The sequence below is a fragment of the Dapis purpurea BLCC-M126 genome, from assembly GCF_050015975.1.
In the GTDB taxonomy this organism is placed as follows: domain Bacteria; phylum Cyanobacteriota; class Cyanobacteriia; order Cyanobacteriales; family Microcoleaceae; genus Trichodesmium.
On sequence record NZ_JBNHER010000183.1, the window covers coordinates 1 to 24,478 of the forward strand.

Genomic DNA, 24,478 nt, shown 5'->3' on the forward strand with positions numbered 1-24,478 from the left:
CTCCTAAAAAATACCCTGTCTATTTGTAACAAACATTTATTAAATTGGTATAATAACTGATACTAAGTCCAGTTTATCAAACCTAAATTCTGCAATCCAAAACTTAGTATTAAAAATCAGGAGTCGGGAAAAAATAATGGTTGCTAATAATAGTAAATAATTAGGGTTGGCGCTAAAAAGAATGAAAGTGTTTACTGATATTGCTTTTGGTATTTTTAAGTCTGGAAAAAGTGCGCTCACTTTGAGTTAAAAAGCCTCAAAAAGTTAGTATTAACAGCAAGATTTGGACAGAGAAATTGAGGGATAATTCTTCCTCCTGCTTTCTCTAAATTCCTGACTCCTACCCTCACCCATAAGACTTTTAAGCACAAACTCTAATTAACTATTTACGCTCTTAATATTTTCCTGATAATTTGACTTTGAGAAAGGTCATTTCAGTTATCAGTAACCTCGGCTCAACCCCAGATGCTTAAAATACTGAATTTTATTCTCTTGGTTGATTACGGAGTTATGCACCAGCAAAATGACTGCTTTTCATCCCCTTTAAAGCGAAAGCTTGCAATGAAGATAATTTAGGAATGAGGATTTTATTATCTACAAAAGTTAAATTGCCTAAACTATATATCATTTGAGTTCTTTTAAAAAAAATCTGGACTCGATTTAATTCTCATTCCTTATGGAGTATAAATAGCTAGCTACTTACTACTGTTATTTGAATTTTATCAGTTGATGTGTGTAATCTGGGATCTTAGAGATACTTATAAATTTCCCCTATTGCCTTGTTTCATAATTAACCAATCTAAACCGGATTTAGTATCAAAAAATAATCATTTTTTATTAGGTATCAGTTTCAATCATCCTTATAATAAAAATTAGATAAATTTTTGTTAAATGTATAGGCAACTTAGAAGGAAGAAGGAAAAATGAATAAAAAAAGAAGAAAAAAAAGCATTATATTAGCTTATGTTAAGCATAAAATTCACACTTTCTGGTTTCTCACCTTCTTTTTTTTTAATTGCTATAACTATCAAAAAAGCGATCGCTAGACGGCAAACACAACACTTAACTTACGGTTTGCCACAATGACAGCAATTGCTTCTTAGCCCTAAATTAGAAAGGGAAAAGAGATAAAAGTATATAAAGTGCCTCAAAGCCTAACATTCCATGATGTTCGGTAAATACCCCTTCATGGAATCCTCTAACTAACCGCAGTATAGATATAAGTAACTTAATCTTAAGACTGTATTTAAACTGGACTTACCCTAAACTCAAACTAAACTATTGAGCTTCAATATTAGTCCTTAAGTCAATCAAAAAAATAGAGTTGACAAATAAGCAAAAATTTTGTATTTAATGGAGCAAAAACACTGTTATGGCAAAAGTAGTCGGAATTGACTTAGGTACAACAAACTCCTGCGTTGCTGTTATGGAAGGTGGTAAACCAACAGTAATAGCTAATGCAGAAGGTTTTCGTACAACTCCTTCTGTAGTAGCTTATGGGAAGAAAGGAGAACAACTGGTGGGTCAAATCGCCAAGCGTCAAGCAGTGATGAACACCCAAAACACATTCTACTCAGTAAAGCGGTTTATCGGGCGTAGATTCGATGAAGTAACCCACGAAACTACTGAAGTTTCCTATAAAGTTCTCAACATTAACGGTAATGTTAAATTAGATTGCCCAGCACTAGAAAAACAATATGCCTCCGAAGAAATTTCAGCCCAAGTGCTGCGTAAACTTATTGATGATGCTAGTAAGTATCTTGGCGAAACAGTAACGCAAGCCGTAATTACCGTACCTGCTTACTTCAATGACTCCCAAAGACAAGCAACCAAAGATGCTGGTAAAATTGCTGGTGTGGAAGTGCTGCGAATTATCAACGAGCCAACTGCAGCTTCTCTAGCTTATGGTTTAGATAAAAAAAGTAACGAAACTATTTTAGTATTTGACCTTGGTGGTGGTACATTCGATGTTTCCATCCTAGAAGTAGGTGACGGTGTATTTGAAGTATTAGCTACTTCTGGTGATACTCACCTTGGTGGTGATGACTTTGATAAGAAAATCGTTGATTATCTAGCTGGTGAATTCCAAAAAGCAGAAGGTATCGACCTCCGTAAAGATAAACAAGCTCTACAACGTTTAACAGAAGCAGCAGAAAAAGCAAAGATTGAACTTTCTAGCGTTACCCAGGCAGAAATTAACCTACCATTTATTACTGCTACTCAAGATGGACCTAAGCACTTAGATATAACTCTTACCAGAGCTGAGTTTGAAGGTCTATGTTCAGACCTCATCGATCGCTGTCGGATTCCTGTAGAAAATGCTATCCGGGATGCCAAATTAGATAAAAAAGCTATTGACGAAGTAGTATTAGTTGGTGGTTCCACTCGAATTCCAGCAGTTAAAGAGGTAGTCAAGAAAGTTCTAGGTAAAGACCCCAACCAAAGTGTGAACCCTGATGAAGTGGTAGCTGTTGGTGCTGCTATCCAAGCTGGGGTATTAGCAGGTGAAGTTAAAGACATTCTCTTGTTAGACGTTACTCCACTATCTTTGGGTGTGGAAACTCTAGGTGGCGTAATGACCAAAATTATTCCGCGCAACACTACTATTCCTACTAAGAAATCAGAAGTATTCTCAACTGCTGTAGATGGTCAGACAAATGTAGAAATTCATGTACTGCAAGGTGAGCGGGAAATGTCTACTGATAACAAGAGTTTGGGAACTTTCCGCTTAGATGGTATTCCAGCAGCACCTCGCGGTGTACCTCAAATTGAAGTTACCTTCGATATTGATGCTAATGGTATTCTGAATGTAACTGCGAAGGATAAAGGTACTGGTAAGGAGCAATCTATTAGTATTACAGGGGCTTCCACTCTGCCAGATACAGAAGTTGACCGGATGGTTCAAGAAGCAGAAGCAAATGCTGCTGCAGACAAAGAGCGTCGCGAGAAAATTGACCGTAAAAACCAGGCTGACTCTTTAGCATATCAAGCTGAGAAGCAAATTCAAGAGTTGGGAGATAAAGTTCCTGAAGCTGATAAAACTAAGATTGAAGGTTTGATTAAAGACTTGCGTGATGCTGTTGCTCAAGAAGACGATGAGAAGATTACATCTCTCACTACTGAGTTACAACAAGCTCTCTACACTGTTAGCAGCAATATGTATCAACAAGCTGATGGCACACCTGGTGATGGTACTACACCAAATGGTGATGCTGGTGCTTCTACTTCTTCCTCAAGTGCTGGAGGTGGAGATGATGTAATTGATGCTGATTTTACTGAGGCGAAATAGTCTATAACTGTCAAGCAAAACTATCATGTAGGGGTTTGGTAACCAAACCCCTACAACTGTATTTTAGTAGCCTCTAAAGAAGATTGAACGTTGCATAATCAAGAATGATGAAATCTGAAAGTAGATATTTTTGGATAACTATCTCCTCAAGATTATGTACAGTTGAAAATCTATTATCATTATTTAATGTACAACCCTGAAGATTGAGTATTCTTAACTGATAACTGATGGCAAAACCTTCTCCTACTACTCCAGGCGATCAACCTCAAGCAGCTAAGGTTAGACAACTGCGTAAACTTAGTGACTTACTTGATAATGCTATTCGTGTTCCTGGTACATCATTAGGTGTTGGTCTTGACCCAGTGATAGGATTAATTCCTGGTGGCGGTGATGTTTTGGGAGGACTAATTTCTGTTTATATTGTGTTCTCTGCAGCAACTATGGGATTACCCAAAGAAACTTTAACACGAATGGCTTCTAATATAGTATTTGATTCCCTAGCTGGTACTGTACCTGTTTTTGGCGATTTGTTTGATGTTGCATGGAAAGCAAATTCTAAAAATATGGATCTATTGGAGAGTCATTTAGCATCTCCCAAAGTTAGTAAAAAAGCCGATAGTTGGTTTATTTTTCTACTTTTAGGTGGCTTAATTTTATTTGTAATTGCTATTGCTGCTTTGGGCGTTTTTATTATTAGTTTGTTAGTCAAAATCATACAGTTTATTATACCTGGTTAGATCGATAAAAATGGTTATAAAAATTGCACTTTTTAATCATAAGGGTGGTGTCAGTAAAACAACCACAACATTTAATTTGGGTTGGATGTTAGCATCTAAGGGAAAATTTGATAGCTATTCATAATTCTGTTAAAGCTCAGTCTACCTCTGTTCTCGATCTTTCAGATATTTTGAGAGCTTCCCTAGTTCTAGTTGTAAGTGCTTTAGACTTTTATATACATGAAGTTGAAGTTGTGAGACTAGGAATGCTAGAAATACATCAAGGTTTACGTCCTGAACCTCCTGCATTTTCTCGTTTTCAAATTTCTTTAGCTACTGCAAGAGAAGGGTTAAAATATTTAGAAGATGAAATTCGACAGCGACATAGTTATAAAAGTTTTCAACAACCTGATAGTATAGCAGATGCAATTAGGCTAATTTCAGATAAAAAATTGTGGTTAGAAGTTGCAAATATTATGGGTAGAACAGATAAGGATATTAAGCAAGAATTAAAAATTATTATTGACCGTCGAAATAAGATTGCTCATGAAGCAGACATAGATCCAACTTTAAGTTTAGGTAATAGATGGGCAATTGACGAAATTATGGTTGGTGGTGCAGTTAATTTTATCGAACAGGTTGTTGACAGTATTCATTCAATTATTTAATGATAGTGAATTTAGAAAGGTGTAATAAAATGCTTAGAGTTCAAATTAGAAAATATGAAAAAAATCAACGCCTTTTATCCCTAGTTAAAAAGAAGATTTAGGTAGAGATGAAAGGCGAGTATGTAAAAAAAATGAAAACTGTTATGAGCAATGATGATATAGAATTTAGGAAGAGAAAAATTAATTACTGACTTGGGATATAGCATAGAGAGCGATCGCTAAACTCAAGCGTGCTTGTTCAACTTCTGATAAATCATACCAATCAACAGCTTGCACTGCTGCCAAAGTATTTTCTACTGCATCATTTTGCTCTCCACGCATGGAATAAGCAAGAGGACGTGCCATTACTTCCAAATCTTCCAAATCCCAACCAGGTAAAACTTCGCTGACACAATGTACCAATTGATCTGAGAGAGATAAAGTAGAACCTAAACGATTCACCTGATCGACAACATTAATAGCAATCTTGCCTAACTTGTTGAGTAAATTCTTGGGAGCAAGACCTGCAAACTTTTTATATAAAGCATTCTGAGTATCAATAATTGGCCAAAGTTTTTCAGTTTGACTATAAAAATTTTGGCAAGCGGTAGTCATTTCCACATCATTAACTAAATCAGACAAAGGTAGCTCTTGTTCGAGAGAATTAAAATAAGCATCTGATTCTGGTGCTTCAGGGTTCCAAGGATAAGCAATATCATCCAGAACGATCGCACTCAAGAAATCTAATTCTACCTCAGTAGAAGAATTAACAGAAAATTGAGAACGGGAAGGCTGATTATTCATAATTTTATTCCTGGGTATACATAAGAATCTTCTACTAGAAGTAGGTATAGCGCTACGCGCAAGTTAAAAGTTAAAAGTCAAAAGTAATTTCTGACTGAGTTTTTTCTAGGTCAAGGATCAGTAAACAGGATTTACCAATCTTGGCGCCCTAAATGTCTAGTGCTATAATTAGCAATATATTTAATTTGCTACTTACTTAGCTACAAAAGCAACCTAGTTAGTTCCGTAATCTAGCTTGGATTAACTATTAAGTTCTTCTGTTGTTTCAATCACAAACTCAAAAGCTTCACCTTGAGAACTGCCAAATTTTAACAGTGTTCCTGATTGTATAACAACCTCATCACGATGTATTCTTTGCCAACTACCAGACTGATAAATTAAAGTCCCGAAACGAGAAATATCTCGTAAAAAATAAGTTGGTTCAACCTCTTCATTTGGTAAACAACGACAAAAAATTTCCGCGTGTTTTTGGGAAACCCACCGCTCCAAAATCACCACATCATTTTCCTGAGAACGCCCAACTGAAATTGTACCAACCCAAATTGGCCAAACTTGATTATTATCATCTTGAGAACGTAAAAAAGCTCTAGAAGTGTAACCGCTAATCCAAGTCGGAGAGTTAGTAGGTAGTTGAGTTACTAATTCATCAAATACTTGAACTAATTGACCATTGAACTCTGGGTGCATATACAATACTGGTAGAGTCCAAGCTGGTTGGTTAAATCTGTAGAGAGTTAATAGCTGTTGTCTTGCTACTGCTACTGCCTGATCTATCAACATTCCTTCTGTCAAACCTTGAGCAAAAACTTGAATAAAACTTAAAGCTTCTTGATCGGCAATTTCATCTCGCATCCCCAAAACAGCAGGTACTCCATGATGGATTAATACTTCTGCTAGACTACTGCGTGGTATTGCTTGTACCTCACCAGAAGATAAACGCTCTGTCGCAGGTTGCGCTCCCCAGCAAGCATTAAATACTGCCAGGGTTACTCCATTGCGGACTAAAATTTGTGCTAACTCAGTACCATTAAGGGTTGTGTCAGGTGCCAAAAATAACCAACCACCATCTGGACCTGGTGTACCATGACCAGCATAAAAAAGTACATTATAAGTTTTTTTATCTAGATAGGAAATTAATTCTTCTGGAGTAGGTTGAATTAGTGTATCGACTCTACAAGGGATAGTAGGATTACCTCTTGGTGCATTAGGGTTTGTAATGTTGTGAGCTTTTAAAACCTCAATTAGTTGGGCTGCTTCTTCTTCCAATTTTAATTTGGATGGAACTAGAGATTGATGGCCATTACCTGTGAAGGATTGTCCTTTAGGGGTACTTTCCCCAATTACCAACAGAATATTCAGAAATTGGGAAGGTGGTTGGCTGCGTAAGGAGTTAACATCACTGGTGGTACGACTGAACAAAATTTCCCGACTTAGAGAGAAGGCGGGTAAAGCGACTCCTGGTTGCATAATTTCCCAGGGTAGGGCAATTAATTCTGGTTGGCGGATATCCAATCTTACCCGTAAGGGCAATTCTTGGCCAATAGCAATACCTTGACTTTGGTGGAGACTATGAGCAATTTCTCCTTGAAATAGCCACTGCCAGAGGCTAATTCCCAAATTTTGCATTAGGCGACTGGTACGATTTATTTTGACACCAGATTGAGAGGTAGGATGAATATTTTGGTTTGATGCTAAGGCAGGTTGAGGTGTACCAATAGGAATAGCAGGTAAACTTTGGGGAGAGAAGACTTCTAACCAAGCCTGCCAATCTTGTGACAAGGTTTCTGGCCACATCTGGTCATGGTGGACATATCCCCGTTGGAAAGGAGCCTGCATGACCCAGACTGCAAAGTGATTAGTTTCTGGGATGTTCAGGCGGGCGATCGCTATACTTAGGCAAGGACTTTCTGGAGGGAAAGGCATTCAATTTTTTCTATACTATTCTTATTTTTAATGTACTTGAAGATATCTATAAGTAGTTTATCTATATTATTGTAAGTCTTTAGCTTTGATTGCATCATTAAAGATAATTTTGGCTCTTGAAGCTTACCCAAATGTGGCAGGGATGATGGGTAAGTTTTGACAATTAATGGCCAAGTTGTTAGATATGGCTACTGTAGGACTGACATGAGTTGGAGGTCTTTTATAGCTGAGAAGATATATAAGTATACATTTTAGATAGCAATCAGCTTTTTTAGTTGTATTAAATAGGATTTAGCTATCGGTAATCTATAGTTTAAAAAGGGATTTAAACAAACTTTGGGCGTTGCATAATCTGAATATGAATTATGCAGTAGTTTCCTACTTGATGAAGTACATAATATTGATGGTTTTATGGAGTAGGGAGGATGGGAAACAAGCAAAAAATATTTACCCTGTCAATTATACTTCATGACTTCGGAAAATGCTGTAAATATAGCAATCCTAATAATTTTTTGTGAAAAAAGGCTATCAGTTAATCTTAGTAAGTGATGACGTTCAAAAGCTGTTTTCGTATGATTATGAAGAAAATACTTACTTAAAAAATATTTTTTCCTAACAATTATGTGATCTAAAAATACGATCTAATGGTTACATATTTTATGAATTTTAGTTTTATCTAAGCCCTATTGCTGCAGAGGATATTGATTTGATAAATTTTCTTTTTTCCTTTTTTATTTGATAACAAATGTGGCACTTGAAAAAATATAGTTGGCATTTCTCTTTATCCCTATTTATCTTTATAATTCTCGGGTCATTTCTTGCCAGAGGATATACTTTTCCCGTGGGAAATCATTATACCCACGTTCCTCAAATTAAATCAATGTTGAATCCTGAACTCTATGTGAATGATTACTATGTTCAGGAAATGTTGCAGTTTACTCCCAGATATTACTATCAATATTTGGTTTATTTTCTCAGCAAATTTACTGGTAGTATTTCCATTACTTATGTAATTTATTATCTAATTTCATTTATTAGTTTTATCTGGGGTTTATCTGCTATAAGTAAAATTTTTACTCCATCCAAACTCTCAGCAGCAGTTTTAATTTTTCTGAGTTTAACATCCTACACTTTGATAGGATATTTAAAACTTTTTCCTAATACTCCCATACCTGCTACATTTGCCATGAGTTTGACAGTTTGGGGGTTTTATTTTTGTTTACGGCAAAGATGGATAATTGGTTATTTATTTTTTGGTATTGCTTCAATATTACAGTTTTTGATTGGTGTTTTGCCGGGGATTATGATGATTCCTATTATGTTAATTGAAGCAATCAAAAATCAGAAGGTTAAACAAGTAAACTCTTTTGGGGACATCAAAAGTCAACCCCCCTCTTACCCTCCTCAAGGGGGTAATTCAAAAGTTAAAAGTAGTACTAAATTGATGAATTTATGGCTTCGATATGAATTTATTTTTTTGGTAATTATGCCCTTAGTTATTTGGTTGAGTTTGGCTTGTTTAGTTTATCTACCTATGGTATTGACTGGAACAACTAGCACCGATCAATTAACTAATGAAGAATTTGTTTTCATCTATGGTTGGGTAAGGAATCCTCATCATATTATTCCTACTTATTGGAATTGGCAAATTAGGTTAGATTTTATCTGTTTTATTCTGGGTGGTTGTTTGTGTATTCACAAAATTGATATTGCTAAATCAGAATATTTTTTGCAGCAGTCTATAAGAGGGGAAATAATCTCCCAGAGTTCCCCTTTTCCAGATGTAGAAATAGGAAAGATCAAAGAAAAAAAATTCAGGGAAAAAAATTTAAGTTTTACTGATGTGAGATGTCTAGAGAAATGGAAGTTTTATCTCATTATTGCTGAGTCAATTTTGGCTTTGTTTTTGGGTTATATTTTTGTGGAAGTTTACCCCTTAGCTTTATTTGCTAAGTTACAGTTGGCAAGAACTGTTCCTTTTGCTCAGTTGATGATATTTATTGCTGTAGGTGTTTTAGTTAATCAGTTATATCAACAGGGAAATTTAGGGGTGGGTTTACTATTGGTAATATCTTTAATGTTGCCTGTACCTTATCAGGGTATTTGCTTTTTCAGCTTATCAGCGGGATTATTTTTTCTGGAGAGATGGCGCTATAAATTAATAGTTTGGTTGATGCTGTTAGGAGGGTTAATATTTTACTTTTTACATCCACCAATAGATTCAATTTTTAATCGTTTGTTTGTTATATTTGGTTTATTTTTAGTATTAATTTTCCCGTTTATTTTAGATGAGGTTGATGTGGCGATAGCCCAGAAAAAGTTAATGACTTATAGTTTAGCGCTCTCCGCAACTTTAGTATTTGCTTTAGGATTATTTGAGGCATTGCCAGGAAAAATTTTAGAGGTATTTGAACAACAGGTAAAATTTAATAGAGTTCCTCAAGATGAAATTACGAAACTAGCTTTAAGATTTAGGGAGATTAGTGATAAAGATGATGTGATTTTAATCCCCCCATTTGTGTCAAATTTTCAATTTTTTTCAGAGAGGGCAGTTATTGTTGACTTTAAACATTTTCCGCAAACAGATAGGGGAATTAAAGAGTGGAAAAATCGGATGGAAGACGTTTTTGGCGTTCCTTTGAATGATAAATTAGCGGTGGGAGCAATGGAAATATTGTTTCCCCAACAGACGGAAAAAGAATTAGTTAATGTGGCGAAAAAATATGGAGCTGAATATATTTTAACTAGAGTTGACTGGCATGGAGATATTGAAGGAAAAGTTCTGTATAAACAAGGAGAATGGGCGATTTTTCAAATAAATTCTGATTAGTAGACGTTTGATTTATCAGCCAGAATTATAATTATTGGTACAGTATATGTAGTATCACAGCCAAGATGCTTGTGATAGTTTTACCACAAGTTTGATGAAATCCTCTGAAATTTTGACTCTTGATTCCTAACTCCCACTAAAATATTACAACTTAAAAGGATTGCTATATTATGTCAAATCTCACAGTTCAAGACTTGGAAATGTTGCAAGGTACTTTGAATCAAGCAGGTTTAGATTATCAACTAGAATTAGACGAAGGAAAGATATTAGTTATGGGTCCATCAGATATTGTTTCTAGTGAAGTTGGCGTTCAGTTAATTAGACTATTGGGTAATTGGGTTTATCCACGTCGTCTTGGACGTTTATTTGATTCTAGTGGTGCTTTTATTCTTCCAGATACTAATCTTAAAGTTCCTGATGTTTCTTTTGTTCGTGCCCAACGTCTCAAAAAAAGTGTTCGTTATTTTGGGGAGTTAGTGCCAGACTTAGTAGTAGAAATTAAATCTCAAAGCGACAGAATTAAACCTTTAAAAGAGAAAATAAAGAAGTATTTAGAATTAGGAGCGCAAGTAGGAATTTTGATAGACCCAGATGAGGAAATAGTTGTAGTTTATCGTTCCAATGGTGAAGAAATTGAGTTGAGAAATGGGGATAAGTTGACTATTCCTGAACTATTTGGTGAGTGGGAATTACCTATTGTTGAACTTTGGCCGCCTGTGTTTAATGAATTTGATGAAGATGAATAAATTTGTGACAAATTTTGCATCGCACTATATATACTGTATTCCTAATTCTTTTTTTTTAGGAACACTCTAAATGAAATATTAGTTAATAATCAAATTTTAAATTATACCCAATTGCTATCTGAGGTATTTTCACCAAAATTAACTGAATCTTTTCGGGTGCATCTCAATTTTGAAGAAAGCCAAAAATTTATCGCTTTTAGGGAACAGGGAACAGGGAATAGGGAACAGGAAAGAGAGAATAGGGAATAGGAAAAAAGTATTTTGGCAAATATTAGATGCACCCATCTTTTCTTTGACTTTTTTTTGTTTTATAGCATTTCTCTGTAACAATGCGCTTAATAATTCTTACCCAGACCTGAAATGTACTGATAGTTGTTATCTTTATATTAAGCGCAACTTCATGGATAAATGGTATTAGCAGGATATTCAGGAGAATTTATTTTGTTATTTTTACTATTTAATTTATGATTTGATAACTATTGATTCTGATTTAGCTAAAAGGATTTTTCGGATGCTTGATTAAAGATAATCAATTTTATAATTTACTTATAAAAGGGGAATAAAAGTAGCTAAAATAATATCTATGGCTGCTAATAAAGCTGCAATAGATAACATGATAATTGCTTTTTTAGTAAATTCGGCTTTTTCATATCGTGAATTTTCAAGTTCTTGCAAAGCTTCAATCCAAGTTTTGGTAATAACTAATCTACACCTTTCATCTGAGTCTCCGTAATATTCATCCATCAAAATTTGTGGAGGTGTCATTCCTCCCGAAGCTTTAGGCAAAAATCCTTGAACACAGATCAAAATAGTAATAGCTAGAAAAATACAGACAAATATTTTGAGAATTAAACAGGAGTAGCAAAGATTTGAATCTGTTGTGGTAGATAAAAAAGGTTGATTAGGGAGATTTATTGAAAAAACTATAGAAGTTGCACTAAAGCCTAAAACTGTACTCAATTTAGTATTCAAGGAATTAATATCATCAAGAGTAAGCTTGATTCGGTATTCCGTATAGTTATATATTAGGATTATGTTATTGTATTTTGTACTGTTTTTATTTGTAGGATATTTTTCCATGTCTGATAATCAATCACAACAATCTTCATCTGAATTAGAGAGTGGTCAAGGTAATAATAATACTGTACCTAAAAATCTATTAGAGAGCGATAAAGGTAATGATAAAAGCGCACCTGAAGATCCACCAGCAACTCCTATTCACCAGAGAACAGATTGCAGCCTTAACAGTGGTAATCAATTACAACAGTCTTCATCTGAATTAGAAAGCCTAAAGTTGGAGCAACTCAACAGAAGCAAGTTGCAGAAATGAAATATAGAGCAAAGCAGTTGAACAATTAGAAAGTGACAATGACAAACTTGTTTAACTAGGAGGAATTTACGCTTTAGAGCAAATAGCAACTGATTCTCAACAAGATCGTTGAACAACTCTGAAACGCTGATTTCTTTTTTACCTATTTACCCGCAAGCAAAAATTGGTTATGCTTATATTTTCTTATTTGCCACAAACTTCCACAAAATTGCCAATCTGTCAATCTGGTAAAAAATCACGAGGGAAAAATTAGTCATTCATCCTAAAATAATTTAGAGTATTTGCCTCTAAAAATAACGAAATAATCACTTTTTGCAGCTTCAAAATTACTTTTAGCAATAACTAACCTATTGATTATACCTGAGTATATATCATTACAAAAACTAGAGCAAGAGCTAAAAATATTGAAATCTCGTTGACTACTTCAGACAAATTTTCTGCTTTTTTGTCATTAAGTCCTGACAAACTTAAAAATTTTTAAACTAAAAGACTAAAACTGAAACAATAACTTATTTGTCTGAGGCAGAAAAGCAGTAGGTAGAAAATTTGTTAGGTGGTAATTAATATTTTTCTTGTTTTGCTCCGAAAGTATTACTTAAAACTGAGGCTCAATTTCTTTGATTTAAAGGTAGTCTTGTCAGCTTTTATTACTCTAAAACTATGTTTATATTTAACTAATCATCTTTTAGCTTATACATGGTAAAACAACTATCTTCTTCATCTTTGATAAGTAGTTGAACATCCTTTTTTGCTCGCCAATTCTATGCTTTGACAACTTCTATAAAATTATCTATATCTAAAAAGTTGAAAGCTGCACCATAAACCCGAGCTTGCATACTTTTTCCTCCACCAATTGCATAATCTGACAAATTATTCAGGGTTCCTTTATCATTCTTTTCCAGCCAAGAATTAATATTAATTACTGCGGGTGAAGTTTCAATCATTTTAAAATTTTCATCGAATACTTCCTCAATAGATAAAATTAGAATTAGGTTAGTTACTCAACTCATAGAAAATACCTCTGTGTTATTTTATTCATAGATTATATCCAGAAAAATTTATTTCTTTTGAAAATCTCTTAGATAGTCTACCTCTAAACATTTTCCTCACTCTCTTCTACTACTTCACAAATCTGTTTATCTACATAATCATTATCTACATTTTTAGTAATTAATTCTGCCAAAATTCCTAAAGATATTAATTGTACAGACAGAATAATACATAAAATTCCAAATAAAAATAAAGGGCGAGTACCTATAGGTCGAATCTCCATAAACCAAAGCACAATTAAATAACCTAAAGATGTCATTCCTATAGCACCAAATAATAATCCTAAACTCCCAAACAAATGACCTGGTTTATGTAAATAATGAGTAGTTGCTAAAACAGTTAATAAATCAATAAAACCACGAGTATAACGCTCCAATCCATATTTAGATTTTCCCTCTTTTCGCCGATGATGTCTGACAGTTACTTCAGTAATTTTAAATCCTAAACTATCAGCTAAGACGGGAATATATCGATGTAGTTCTCCATAGACTTTAATACAGTCTAATACTTCTTTTTTATAGGCTTTTAAGCCACAGTTGAAATCATGTAATTTTACTCCAGTTAAAATTGATGTAACTCCATTAAATAATTTGGATGGTAATGTTTTAGAAAGAGGGTCGTTACGATGTTTGCGCCATCCAGAAACTAAATCATATCCCGACTCTAATTTTTCTAAAAATTTAGGTATTTCCGCCGGATCATCTTGTAAATCTGCGTCTAAAGTAAAGATAATATTTCCTCTAGCTTTTTTAAATCCAGCAGATAAAGCAGAAGATTTACCAAAGTTTTTTCTTAATCTAATCCCTTTAATTTTTTGGGGATATTTTTTGATTAATTCATTAATCTCTATCCAAGAGCGATCGCTACTACCATCATTGACAAAAATTATTTCATAGCTATCAATTTCTGCTAAATTCATTACATCCAAAATTTTCTCAAACAAGGGTTTGATTGTAGCTTCTTCGTTATAAACTGGAATCACAAAACTGAGGTATGTATTTTTCAATGTTCAATTCTAATTATTAAAAAGGGAATAGGAAATAGTGAATAGTGAAGAATAGAAAGTAGTATTAAATAGTAACAAACAACATTTAGTAAATGAGCATATTGCTTCCACTGTTTCATCCACCAATATAATCACAATAAACTACTATAATGTACCACCACTATTAAAATTATATTGATTGGTTAAAATTATCCAATCTTGACAAGTCTTAAATGTAACATAAACTAGCCTAAGATTTATCGCCAATATATTTCCTAACCAACTTTTTCTTTGCTATAAAAGGAAATAAATCTTAATTATAAATATTTTCCCTTGACACTTAGCTTTTATTGATAATACTTTTTATAAAAGATTAGTCTGACAAAAATCTATTCAATAGGATAAAAGATATGAACGAAAAAGTTGTGGAGCTAATAGAACAAATCAAATCCTGTGATAATACAGTTCGTCGCAATGCAATAGCGGACATAGGATTTATTTTAGAGACGTATTCCCTTAAATTATCTAAAGATGAAAGATTTGAGCTATTTAAAGGGATGCTATCTCCAGATTTGAGAGAAATTTTTTTAGATGAAACTGAATTATCTGAGATTGTAGTCGCTCTTCAAGAAGAAATCGAATCAAGGAATAAGGAGACAGGAAGTTTAGCCTACCTAATAGGGAATACTTCTGCTAAGATTGGTTTATTACCTCTAGCTACAGCTATCAAAAATGGTATTGAAGATTTTAATTTAGGTGACTTAAATCAAGTGTTAGCTGAATTGCAAAATTTGTCATTTTATGATGACAGTTTAAGTAATGCCGAAAAAAAAGATATAATTCTGAAGAATAAATTAATGAGTAAAATATCAGCTAGAATTCTTTCAGAAACACCGATATCTCATAATTACTTACCGGATACATATATACGTTTGATATCTCGTCTTGTACTATTTTTCTTTGATGATAGTAATAGAGATGAAGAAATAGACAGATTATGATAGGTATTAATCAAAACTACGTTGATTTGTTAAAGCTATCCAATGTTTACCTTTTTTAAATTTCACATAAGCAGTTAAAATCTCTGGCTGTGAATATTCCATATTTTCGGAATTTTCCACTTTTGAATAAATTACTTTTCACTGAGGTATATCCGACTTTTCACAATGATGGTGTTTAGCCAAAGTTATCCAATTTTGAAAATTTTTCTATTTAGATAAGCTGTGAAAGTCTTCTCGTTTAAATCTTGAATATTTTCAGAATTTTCGACTTTTGAATAAATTACTTTTCACTGAGATATATCCGATTTTCCCCAATTATGTTGATTGTTTAAAGCTATCCAATGTTTACCTTTTTTAAATTTCACATAAGCGGTTAAAATCTCTGGCTGCGAATCTTCGATATTTTCAGAATTTTCGACTTTTGAATTTTTACTTTTCACTTCAATATATCCTTTCCAACCTGAAAATTCATATTCTGCTCCTAATAATTCTGCTACATCACCACGAGGAAAACCTGACATTCCAAAACCTTTTACTACATTTTCTTGATTCAAAATAACAATACATTTAATTTCATAATTATCTTTACTTTTGACTTTTGACTTTTGACTTTTGAATTCATTTTTGACTTTTGACTTTTGACTTTTGAATTCACTAACCCATCCATTTACTCTAGCTGTAGTCGGAGAAAATTTAGTCACATTATCAAAATATCCCTGTAAATTTTCTGGGAGTTTTGCAGTTAATAAATTAGAATTAATTTTCTCATCCAAGTTGGCACAAAAATTATCCTGTTTTATATCTCGATTAAAAGGTACTAAACCATCAGCTTTTAAAGCATCAACTAATCCTAAAAAAGCAGCAGGGCGGTTGCCTACTTTTTCTTTAATTAAAGTCGGATCGGAAATGCCGAGTTGTAAAGAGAATGCTACTAAAGGTTGAAAAGTTGCCCGATGAGCAATTTCTCTAAAAGTTTCCGTTCCTACTCGATACATTGATATAGTTAAAACTGTCAAAACTGCCACTAATGGCATGACAAAATACCATTGTTTTCTCAGAGTAATTTGCTGTTTGTTTAACCATAAAAAAATCAGGATAATTAAACTTAACCAGAATAGGGAAGGTAGAGTCGCATAACGAGAAGCGATCGCTTGTTCTGCTCCAAACCCAGAACGACTAACAGCAGCCATTAAAGCAGTGCCAAAAGTATAAATTATTATTGATAACCAGGGTAAAAAATCTTGAGGATAAGATGAAAATAACCAATAAATTAAGAATATTCCTGCCAAAATTAATCCTATCCAACCTATTGCCGAAGCGACGGGAATATTATGAGTAAAAATTGCTCCTAGATAAACAGGAATATAGGCAAATATATCAATAAAGTTCAGTTTAGATAACGAGGGATGGTGAGAGGGCGTTGTGTAGGTAAGGAAATAAATGCTTATTACTAAAACAGAGAAAAATAGATAAGAGATAGTAAATTTTTTTGGCAATTTATATAGAATAGCAACTGCACATAATATCGGCCAAATTCCTAGAGCGGTACTATAACTAATACATCCTAAAATTCCCAAAGCTATACTGGCAATAGCAAATCTATTTTTTTGAGATTCTAGTAATTTTTTTACACAAAAAATTGAGGCAATGACAAACAAATTAGCAATTACCCAATGTACTCCACTATATCCGCGCATCCAGTTATGAGCAGCAGCGGGAGTAAAGTTAAAAACTGAGATGAATAAAATTAATAATAAAAGTATCGAACGATATTTTTTGAGAGTATTGGGTACTAATAAAATTAACAAAATTCCCTGAACACAAGCTAGAACAAATGTAACCAGACACAACCCAATATTAGAACCTTTGGTAATCAGAATATTCAGGGCGTAAATTATGGCAGGAATTAAGACAAAATGTTCATTTGCTCGAAACATCCAGTCAAAAATATTAGTGGAAAAGCCATCTATCGAATAGATATTTTTAATCATCCACCAATAATCGAAATTTAGTAACTCTCCTGCTTTCGATATCATAAAAAGTACATAGAAAGCAGGTAGTAAAATTGTTATGGTAGTGATAATTATAAAAGTAATTTCTGACTTTTTTTTGATTAACATAAACGGGAGTGCAAGACACGGATTTTGGCACGAATGTAAGGATTAATTTGAAAGAAGAAAGCCAAAAATTTATCACTTTTAGCAAATAAGGAAGAGGGAACAGCGAATAGAAAAAAGTATTTTTGCAAAGATGAGATGCAGCCTCCCTCTTCCTTCTTTCCTCCTCACTTTTCCCTATTCCCTACTCCCTAAACTAATAAATTTAGATATTGCTTCTATTAAAGCTGTTGGTTGTTGTTGGAAAAACATATGACCGCCCGGAAATTCATGTAAGGCAAAGTTACTAATAGTATGCTGTTCCCATTCGGATAAATATTGCAAGCTAACTTCCAAATCATTTGTACCTCTAAAAGCAACGATAGGAGATTCTAAAGGTGCTTCAGCAAAATACGTATATTTTTCATTGAGGGTAAAGTCAGCTCGCAATACAGGTAAAAACAATTCCATTAGCTCTTGGTTTTGCAAGACTGCCTCAGGGGTACCACCATATTCACGCAATGTGGAAATTAAAATCGGGTTAGATGCTTGATGACGTAGATTATCAATAGGAATCTGAGGAGCACGACGACCAGAGACGAACATATATTTAGGAATAGGAAGTTTTTCCCTGCGTAGTTTACGAACTACTTCAAAACTTATTAACGCACCAAGACTATGCCCAAAAAATACAAAGGGATATTCTTCAATTAAGGGAGACAAAGCTTGAGTCAGGTTAGGCAATAGGTGATCCCATTCACTAATCAGAGGTTCTTTAATCCGAGTTTCTCTACCTGGTAGTTGTATGGCGCAGACCTCTATATTTGAAGGCAAGTATTTTCCCCAAAGGCGAAATAAGGAAGCACCAGCAGCAGCAGGGTGAAAACAGAATAAACGTAGGGTTGGTTGAGAAATTGGTGAAAATATTTTTATCCAAGGAGAAGGAGTAATAGTGGAATTCATTGGCAAATTTATTATCTCGAAATTGGTATAAAAAAAATTAGCTTTTGATGAGTAATTTTTTCAATACTTATAGCAGTTTTGATTGATATAGAATACAGAGGTTTTTGGCTTAAAGGTAGAAGGAAGAACTTTTTTAGTCTACCTTTGTGAAAACCACTATAAGCCACTAATGGATTTCAAATAGAAAAACTATAACGTTATAGTTTTTGCTTACTATACATAGTTTCTGTAAGTGAGTCTTGTGTTTATAATTCTGTTGGAAAAATTTTGCTCCAGGGAGGGCAACTGGTAATTTGATTGATCAACAAATTTTTCAGATTCTGAAAAACAAAAAAAGCTGATTGTTAATTACTCAAAGTAGCTAACTGTTTTAACATTTGCCTCAAACTATCTCGCCAGTATGGAGAATGGTTTCCCAAGACTTTTGAAATTTTCCCACTATTCAAAACTGAAAAAGCAGGTCGTTTTGCTGGAGTTGGATATTCTGCAGTAGTAATGGGAACTACTCGTTTTACCTCCAAAGGAAAACCCAATTGTTTTGCTTCCTCAAAAATAGTCATAGCAAAATCGTACCAACTAATAGCTCCACTATTTGTATAGTGATAAGTTCCATAGGTTTCCGAATTAAGATGAGGAATAATTTGAGCGATCGCCTCCGCCAAATCCCCCGTCCAAGTTGGGCAACCGACCTGATCGTAGACAACTCTCAATTCTTCTCTATCTTTACCTACCCGCAACATGGTTTTGACAAAGTTACCTTTTCCATAAGCTCCATATACCCAAGCTGTTCTGATAATAATATGATTAGCTTCTGTTTCTCGAATTGCCTCTTCTCCAGCTAACTTAGATTTACCATAAGTTCCAAGGGGGTTTGTTGGGTCAGTTTCTATGTAGGGTGTGCTTTGACTACCATCAAAAACATAGTCTGTGGAAATGTGGATTAAGGTTGCTCCTAATTTTTTTGCCTCTTTTGCCATAATTCCAGGGGCAATACTATTTACAGCATGAGCTAATTCTGGTTCGTTTTCAGATTTGTCAACTGCTGTATAAGCTGCGGCATTGATAATTAGTTCTGGCTTAACTTGGTCTATAAGTTGGGAGATGGCATTGGGGTCTGCCAGGTCTAAGTTTTCTCGCCCCACTGCTGTTACTTCTCCTATTTTTGTAATGAGGGGTTTTAGTTGACTTCCTAGTTGTCCGTTAATACCTGTTAATAAGATTTTCATTTGTAATTTTTCGATTTTATTTTTTATCTGATTCGGAGGAAATGATTTCTACTTTGGGCTTTCGACTCCCTATTCTTTTCTTCAATTAGCATAACTCCAACCTTTTATCCCAGCCATGAAGATATTAACTGATAAGATGATTGATTAGTTCTTTGAAAGCTTTTTTCTTGCTTCTCTAAAAGTTGTAATTATTCTAGATTTCAAAGAGTGATTTTTTTCTATTCCTTGAATTGCTGAGTAGTAATTTATCATCAAGATAGTATGACTTTTGACTCCTCTTATTAAAATAAATCAGCATCTTTTAAAGTTGTACCAGCTTCATCTTTTTTAGATAACTTTACCTCAATTCCATCTAAAGGCCAACCAACTCCAATCTCTGGATCGTTCCACAGAATTGAACGCTCATATTCGGGTGCATAATAATCAGTAGTCTTATACAAAACATCAGCAGTTTCAGACACTACTAAAAAACCATGAGCAAAACCAGGAGGAACCCACAGTTGTCGTTTATTTTCTGCACTTAAAAGATAACCTACCCACTTACCAAAATTAGGAGAATTTTTCCGGATATCTACAGCAACATCGAATATTTCTCCTACAACTGCTCGTAATAATTTGCCTTGAGCTTGTTGAATTTGATAATGTAAACCCCGCAATACACCTTTGCTAGAACGAGAGTGATTATCTTGCACAAATTCCAGATTTACTCCTGTTTTCTCTGAAAAATTGCGTTGATTAAAACTCTCCATAAAAAAGCCACGTTCGTCTCCGAAAACTTTTGGCTCTATTAACAATACTTCAGGAATTTCTGTTTCAATTACATTCATTTTTTTGACCTCAGTTGATTGATAAGGGAATAGGGAATAGGGAATAGGGAATAGAAAATATAGTAGTACGCATTTAGGGTACGGAAATTTAACTTTTTATTTGCCCCTAGGGCTATAGAAAAAAGCTGATAAAATGATATCTGTTAACTGACACGTTCGTCTCTAAAAACTTTTTATCAATTATTGATTACCTCTGGTTAAAACCGAGAGGATTGAATCAAGTACAGAAATCTTATTTCTTTTTTCTCATTAAAAGGAAACCCTTTAAAGCTCTGGGGATTAATTATCAATTATCAATTATCCATTATCCATTATCCATTACCTCTTTCTCCCCCAAGCTTCTAATTCTCCTATCCATAGATTAAAGACTAATTTATTTAGATTAAAAAATTGAGAAATTGAAAGTAAGAAAGAGAACAAAATCTGCTGATAATATTTCAATCTATTCAAAATATATCCCAAACTCATTAAATTACTGGTTGGCTTTGATTCTACATCAGAAAATCCACTTTTTTCCAAAGCAAATTTTATCGTATCAAGGGAGAAATAAGTCAAGTGTTCTGCTGGTTTATAATGATACCATAAAGACCCTAGTAATATATGCCAAAATCCTCCCACATTTGGAGTAGTAATAAAAATCCATCCTCCAGGTTTCAAAAGTTGATAAGCTGCTGTTAGTTGAGCAATAGGATCTGTCGTATGTTCAATCATATCTTGCAACATAATCAAATCAAAAGAATTAGGTTCAAAACCATGATTAAACAAATCTCCTTGATATACAGATAAACCACGGCTTTGAGCAAATTTTACTGCATAGAGTGAGATTTCTAAACCTTGAGGATTATCCCATCCTAAATCTTTTGCTTGTTCCAAACAATCACCTAAAGCACAACCCACATCTAATAATAAGCCATGACTAGAAAGTTTTTTTTCAGCCTTTAATAAACGTTTGCGAAAAGTCTGGCTATTGATTTTCATACCTTGAAAATAATTAGAATATCCTCCTTTAGGAAAATCGTTATTATAATAATCTTCTTGGTAGATTTCGGTAGGATTTGCTGGTGGATGATTATCCCATACCATACCACATTTATCGCATTTTGCTAATAGATACTCATCGCCTGCTTTGTAGTAGTTAAATTTATTTGTATGACATAAGGGGCAATGATTTTTTTGCATAATATTTGATTAAAATTACTTCTGTTTATGATTTTGTAAAAATATTAAAGGTAGTATTTATCATTATCTAAATAATGTTTTATCTCCGAAGAAAAATAAATTTGCTTGGCAAAAAATATATGTTATTTTATTTGATAAAAACACAATTATAGCGGTTGATTGCTTATATGAATAATCAAAAAACAACATTCTTCAAGAGGAAATGTAAATTCCTAGGGAGAACAAATAACTAATGAAGAGATTCTACTTGAGAATTCTCTTGGGATTCAAATCTCTGGCTTACAGCTCAAGTTCTTTGAAGAAGGATAAGTATTTTATTTCCTTAAAAGGAATTTCAGCTATTAGCCATAAAATTAATTTCATGGTAATTTGAGCAGTTATTGTTATTTGTTTAAATATATATATTTTTGAATAATTGTCAAGTATTTTCTACTCTAACCTTAACTTCATTGTTTAACTTGACAAATTCTTGTTTGTTGGAGTGATAAACCCAAGCTTGAATGATAGTTTCTCCCACAGGTAAAGATTTAGCTGAAAATTTTACTTTCCATCTTGCTCTACTATAAAGTTTTGACTTCATAATTTTAGCAATATCATTACTTTCTAAGTTAACAATAGCATTGGCAAAAAAATCTTGATTTTCACCATAAGAAAGCAATACTAAGTTAGGTTGTTCTTTTCCATCTGGTTTAATTGCCCAACCTCCTAAATTTAAAGTATCATTACCTTTAATAATTAGAGGTTTTGCAGTTGTTTGAGGATTATCTAAATAACCATTATTTTGTTTTGGTTGTTTGATAAATTTTAAATTTTGAGGAAATTCTCGCCATCCTAATTTTTCCATAATTTCTGCACCTTGTCTAACTAACCAAGTTTTACCATTCATTAATACTAAACAACTATCTGAAGATTCTTTGATAAATTCTGAATCTGCTAAATAGTTAATTATTTCTAGACATTCTTTCCGACCTTGCATATAGGGAAAACTTAATTTTACATTCCTCACAACATACAGCGAGTTAATCATCAGAATTCCTGTGATTGCGACAGCAAAAATTTTATATATTGATAAATATTTTTGTTGCTCCTGTACAAACAAAGCTAGAAGATAAATTAGAGAGATAATTAATAATATTGATGTGGTTGTATATCGGGAAGAAATCATTGCATTTTCAACTCCATATTCTGCTCTACCTACAGAAATAGATAGAGCAGAAATTAGAGAAAATGTACCTATTGTTAACCAAGGAATGGCAGAAGGAAAAAAAGTGAGTTTATAGAAAGGTTTCTTGAGAAAGTAATATGTAAAAAATAGGAAACCAGACAATAATATTAATCCTGTTAATATTGCAGGTATGGGAAGTCTAACTAAAGGTAAACCTAGAACAGCTAAAAAGTAATTTATGATCAAAAATGGTTGTTCTGTAAATAAAAATGGTTTCGGTTCTCGAATCGGATTAAAATTAATTGCGTAGATAATACATGAAACTATAAATAACGAAATCCAGATAGTTAATCTACTAATTTTTTGTTTGGCTTTCCCTTCTATAGATAATATTGATGGAATTAAAACCAGCCAAGAGAGTAATCCTTGGATTAATGTAAAACTTCCGATTAAAGAAAATATTGCTGCTATAAATATTCTTGTTTTTGCTGACAAATTTTCTAAGGCATGAATAAAATATACTGCCATTATTAGACATAGGTTTGTCAGAAACCAAAATAGGGTAAATCCCCATAACCAGTTCTGATGTTGTACTAGGGAAAATAATAATAGACAACTTAAAATATTTGCTATATGTAGGATATTTTTATTTTGATGCTGAAATTTAATTGCGGCTATTTTACAAATAGCAAAAAATGTGATTATAACAAAAATTACGCTGCAAATTATTTCAGCTTGAGTATTCCATTTAGTGGCAAAAGCTAAGGCAGTAATGATTAATTTTGGTATTAATATTCTGTGATGTCCGTGTACTGTAAAAAAGTCAAAAAATGTGGCGTTTCCTTGAGCAACTCTCTCAAAGATAGGAGTTAATCTCCATTGATCCCAGTAGGGAACATTGACACTAAAATTAGCGAGAAACCAAAGGAGTAATAAGACTGGGAAAACATAGAGGGTTAGTAATAATATTTTGGTTTGGGAAAATATTTTTTGCATTATTTAGAAAATTTGCAGGTAGCTTTTGGAAATATTACCTTAAAGCGAAGTTTAAAGTCCCGTCTCTTTAGAGCTGTGTGGCGATATAGCTGAATCAAATTTTTATTTCTGATTTTCTAAAAGTTTAACTCTGGATTTTATAGCTCAAAACTCCTATTGCCATATCCGCAACAGAAGAAAAGTGAGTCAAAATTCTTATTGCCTATATCGCAATATAAATGAATGAGATTTCTATTTTTGATTTGCTAAAAATTTCTCTGTCAGTTTTGTAGGTAAAAGCTCCTATTGCGATATTCGCAACAGAAGAGAAGTGAGACAAAATTCCTATTGCCTGATCCGCAACAAAAGGAAACTGAGTCAAAATTCCTATTGCGTATATCGCAATAGAGATGAATAAAATTTTTATTTCTGATTTGCTAAAAGCTTGCCTCCAAATTTTGTAAGCAAAAATTCCTATTGCGATATTCGCAACAAAAGAGAAGTGAGTCGAAATTCCTATTGCATATGCAGCAATAAAGATAAATGAGATTTCTATTTCTGATTTTGGAAAAGCTTGCCTGTGAATTTTGTAAGTAAAAGCTCCTATTGCGATATCCGCAACAAAAGGAAACTGAGTCAAAATTCCTATTGCGTATGCAGCAATAGAGATGAATGAGATTTCTATTTCTGATTTTGGAAAAGCTTGCCTGTGAATTTTGTAAGTAA

Annotated in this window: 21 protein-coding genes; 9 read left to right on the forward strand and 12 right to left on the reverse strand. The window is 33.4% G+C overall.

The window, feature by feature from the left end:
- The first annotated feature begins 963 nt into the window (after positions 1–963).
- The 5 genes from ACP6PL_RS15975 (at position 964) to ACP6PL_RS15995 (ending at position 4,673) form a co-directional block, all read left to right on the forward strand.
- Complete coding sequence (locus tag ACP6PL_RS15975) at positions 964–1,086, forward strand: hypothetical protein (RefSeq protein WP_426546254.1); 123 nt, start codon at positions 964–966, stop codon at positions 1,084–1,086.
- 286 nt (positions 1,087–1,372) lie between these two features.
- On the forward strand, positions 1,373–3,289 hold the full coding sequence (gene dnaK, locus ACP6PL_RS15980; protein WP_426546255.1) for a molecular chaperone DnaK: 1,917 nt from the start codon (positions 1,373–1,375) through the stop codon (positions 3,287–3,289).
- Between the two features lie 227 nt (positions 3,290–3,516).
- Positions 3,517–4,026 (forward strand): DUF4112 domain-containing protein, encoded by a 510-nt coding sequence (locus ACP6PL_RS15985; RefSeq protein WP_426546256.1) that lies wholly within the window; start codon positions 3,517–3,519, stop codon positions 4,024–4,026.
- 10 nt (positions 4,027–4,036) lie between these two features.
- A complete protein-coding gene (locus tag ACP6PL_RS15990) occupies positions 4,037–4,150 on the forward strand; it encodes a ParA family protein (protein WP_426546257.1) in 114 nt (37 codons plus the stop codon).
- A complete protein-coding gene (locus ACP6PL_RS15995; RefSeq protein ID WP_426546258.1) occupies positions 4,134–4,673 on the forward strand; it encodes a HEPN domain-containing protein in 540 nt (179 codons plus the stop codon). The genes ACP6PL_RS15990 and ACP6PL_RS15995 overlap by 17 nt, the downstream gene beginning before the upstream one ends.
- 180 nt (positions 4,674–4,853) lie before the next feature.
- On the opposite strand, the gene ACP6PL_RS16000 is transcribed toward ACP6PL_RS15995, so the two are convergent.
- Entirely contained in the window at positions 4,854–5,456 is a 603-nt protein-coding gene (locus ACP6PL_RS16000; protein WP_426546259.1) for a hypothetical protein, read from the reverse strand.
- 240 nt (positions 5,457–5,696) lie between these two features.
- Positions 5,697–7,379, reverse strand: a complete 1,683-nt coding sequence (locus ACP6PL_RS16005) for a CHAT domain-containing protein (protein ID WP_426546260.1) — start codon at positions 7,377–7,379, stop codon at positions 5,697–5,699.
- An 880-nt stretch (positions 7,380–8,259) separates the two neighbouring features.
- Between ACP6PL_RS16005 and ACP6PL_RS16010 the strand changes: the two genes are divergently transcribed.
- Complete coding sequence (locus ACP6PL_RS16010; RefSeq protein WP_426546261.1) at positions 8,260–10,209, forward strand: DUF6798 domain-containing protein; 1,950 nt, start codon at positions 8,260–8,262, stop codon at positions 10,207–10,209.
- A gap of 170 nt (positions 10,210–10,379) precedes the next feature.
- A complete protein-coding gene (locus ACP6PL_RS16015; protein WP_426546262.1) occupies positions 10,380–10,955 on the forward strand; it encodes a Uma2 family endonuclease in 576 nt (191 codons plus the stop codon).
- A gap of 546 nt (positions 10,956–11,501) precedes the next feature.
- On the opposite strand, the gene ACP6PL_RS16020 is transcribed toward ACP6PL_RS16015, so the two are convergent.
- Positions 11,502–11,915 carry a hypothetical protein gene (locus tag ACP6PL_RS16020; RefSeq protein WP_426546263.1) on the reverse strand — a complete coding sequence of 138 codons (414 nt, stop codon included), beginning with the start codon at positions 11,913–11,915 and terminating at the stop codon, positions 11,502–11,504.
- A 118-nt stretch (positions 11,916–12,033) separates the two neighbouring features.
- Here ACP6PL_RS16020 and ACP6PL_RS16025 point away from each other — a divergent pair, with 118 nt between their 5' ends.
- Positions 12,034–12,285 (forward strand): hypothetical protein, encoded by a 252-nt coding sequence (locus ACP6PL_RS16025; protein WP_426546264.1) that lies wholly within the window; start codon positions 12,034–12,036, stop codon positions 12,283–12,285.
- 761 nt (positions 12,286–13,046) lie between these two features.
- Here the strand turns inward: ACP6PL_RS16025 and ACP6PL_RS16030 are convergent.
- The gene (locus tag ACP6PL_RS16030) at positions 13,047–13,229 is read right to left on the reverse strand and encodes a hypothetical protein (RefSeq protein WP_426546265.1); all 183 of its coding nucleotides are present in this window, start codon (positions 13,227–13,229) and stop codon (positions 13,047–13,049) included.
- 149 nt (positions 13,230–13,378) lie between these two features.
- A complete protein-coding gene (locus ACP6PL_RS16035; protein ID WP_426546266.1) occupies positions 13,379–14,341 on the reverse strand; it encodes a glycosyltransferase family 2 protein in 963 nt (320 codons plus the stop codon).
- A 389-nt stretch (positions 14,342–14,730) separates the two neighbouring features.
- Between ACP6PL_RS16035 and ACP6PL_RS16040 the strand changes: the two genes are divergently transcribed.
- Positions 14,731–15,321, forward strand: coding sequence for a hypothetical protein (locus ACP6PL_RS16040; RefSeq protein WP_426546267.1), 591 nt, complete (start codon positions 14,731–14,733; stop codon positions 15,319–15,321).
- A 287-nt stretch (positions 15,322–15,608) separates the two neighbouring features.
- On the opposite strand, the gene ACP6PL_RS16045 is transcribed toward ACP6PL_RS16040, so the two are convergent.
- The 7 genes from ACP6PL_RS16045 to ACP6PL_RS16075 all read right to left on the reverse strand — a co-directional run.
- A complete protein-coding gene (locus tag ACP6PL_RS16045; RefSeq protein ID WP_426546268.1) occupies positions 15,609–17,357 on the reverse strand; it encodes a hypothetical protein in 1,749 nt (582 codons plus the stop codon).
- A 258-nt stretch (positions 17,358–17,615) separates the two neighbouring features.
- Positions 17,616–18,380, reverse strand: coding sequence for a thioesterase II family protein (locus ACP6PL_RS16050; protein WP_426546269.1), 765 nt, complete (start codon positions 18,378–18,380; stop codon positions 17,616–17,618).
- A gap of 344 nt (positions 18,381–18,724) precedes the next feature.
- Positions 18,725–19,606, reverse strand: coding sequence for a dTDP-4-dehydrorhamnose reductase (gene rfbD, locus ACP6PL_RS16055; RefSeq protein ID WP_426546270.1), 882 nt, complete (start codon positions 19,604–19,606; stop codon positions 18,725–18,727).
- A 281-nt stretch (positions 19,607–19,887) separates the two neighbouring features.
- Entirely contained in the window at positions 19,888–20,433 is a 546-nt protein-coding gene (gene rfbC, locus ACP6PL_RS16060) for a dTDP-4-dehydrorhamnose 3,5-epimerase (protein ID WP_426546271.1), read from the reverse strand.
- A gap of 318 nt (positions 20,434–20,751) precedes the next feature.
- Complete coding sequence (locus tag ACP6PL_RS16065; RefSeq protein WP_426546272.1) at positions 20,752–21,612, reverse strand: class I SAM-dependent methyltransferase; 861 nt, start codon at positions 21,610–21,612, stop codon at positions 20,752–20,754.
- A 418-nt stretch (positions 21,613–22,030) separates the two neighbouring features.
- Positions 22,031–23,773: a hypothetical protein gene (locus tag ACP6PL_RS16070; protein ID WP_426546273.1), complete on the reverse strand. Its 1,743-nt coding sequence runs from the start codon at positions 23,771–23,773 to the stop codon at positions 22,031–22,033.
- A 202-nt stretch (positions 23,774–23,975) separates the two neighbouring features.
- Positions 23,976–24,478 (reverse strand): hypothetical protein (locus ACP6PL_RS16075; protein WP_426546274.1); only part of this gene is annotated, 503 nt, incomplete at its 5' end.

Excerpts from the sequence above, each read along its gene's own strand:
- ACP6PL_RS16005 (WP_426546260.1), bottom strand. The coding sequence starts at position 7,379 with ATGCCTTTCCCTCCAGAAAGTCCTTGCCTAAGTATAGCGATCGCCCGC.
- ACP6PL_RS16040 (WP_426546267.1), top strand. The coding sequence starts at position 14,731 with ATGAACGAAAAAGTTGTGGAGCTAATAGAACAAATCAAATCCTGTGAT.
- ACP6PL_RS16025 (WP_426546264.1), top strand. The coding sequence starts at position 12,034 with ATGTCTGATAATCAATCACAACAATCTTCATCTGAATTAGAGAGTGGT.
- ACP6PL_RS16015 (WP_426546262.1), top strand. The coding sequence starts at position 10,380 with ATGTCAAATCTCACAGTTCAAGACTTGGAAATGTTGCAAGGTACTTTG.
- ACP6PL_RS16070 (WP_426546273.1), bottom strand. The coding sequence starts at position 23,773 with ATGCAAAAAATATTTTCCCAAACCAAAATATTATTACTAACCCTCTAT.
- dnaK (WP_426546255.1), top strand. The coding sequence starts at position 1,373 with ATGGCAAAAGTAGTCGGAATTGACTTAGGTACAACAAACTCCTGCGTT.
- rfbC (WP_426546271.1), bottom strand. The coding sequence starts at position 20,433 with ATGAATGTAATTGAAACAGAAATTCCTGAAGTATTGTTAATAGAGCCA.
- ACP6PL_RS15975 (WP_426546254.1), top strand. The coding sequence starts at position 964 with ATGTTAAGCATAAAATTCACACTTTCTGGTTTCTCACCTTCTTTTTTT.
- ACP6PL_RS16000 (WP_426546259.1), bottom strand. The coding sequence starts at position 5,456 with ATGAATAATCAGCCTTCCCGTTCTCAATTTTCTGTTAATTCTTCTACT.
- ACP6PL_RS15985 (WP_426546256.1), top strand. The coding sequence starts at position 3,517 with ATGGCAAAACCTTCTCCTACTACTCCAGGCGATCAACCTCAAGCAGCT.
- ACP6PL_RS16030 (WP_426546265.1), bottom strand. The coding sequence starts at position 13,229 with ATGATTGAAACTTCACCCGCAGTAATTAATATTAATTCTTGGCTGGAA.
- ACP6PL_RS16045 (WP_426546268.1), bottom strand. The coding sequence starts at position 17,357 with ATGATATCGAAAGCAGGAGAGTTACTAAATTTCGATTATTGGTGGATG.
- ACP6PL_RS16050 (WP_426546269.1), bottom strand. The coding sequence starts at position 18,380 with ATGAATTCCACTATTACTCCTTCTCCTTGGATAAAAATATTTTCACCA.
- ACP6PL_RS15990 (WP_426546257.1), top strand. The coding sequence starts at position 4,037 with ATGGTTATAAAAATTGCACTTTTTAATCATAAGGGTGGTGTCAGTAAA.
- ACP6PL_RS16065 (WP_426546272.1), bottom strand. The coding sequence starts at position 21,612 with ATGCAAAAAAATCATTGCCCCTTATGTCATACAAATAAATTTAACTAC.
- ACP6PL_RS16010 (WP_426546261.1), top strand. The coding sequence starts at position 8,260 with ATGTTGAATCCTGAACTCTATGTGAATGATTACTATGTTCAGGAAATG.
- rfbD (WP_426546270.1), bottom strand. The coding sequence starts at position 19,606 with ATGAAAATCTTATTAACAGGTATTAACGGACAACTAGGAAGTCAACTA.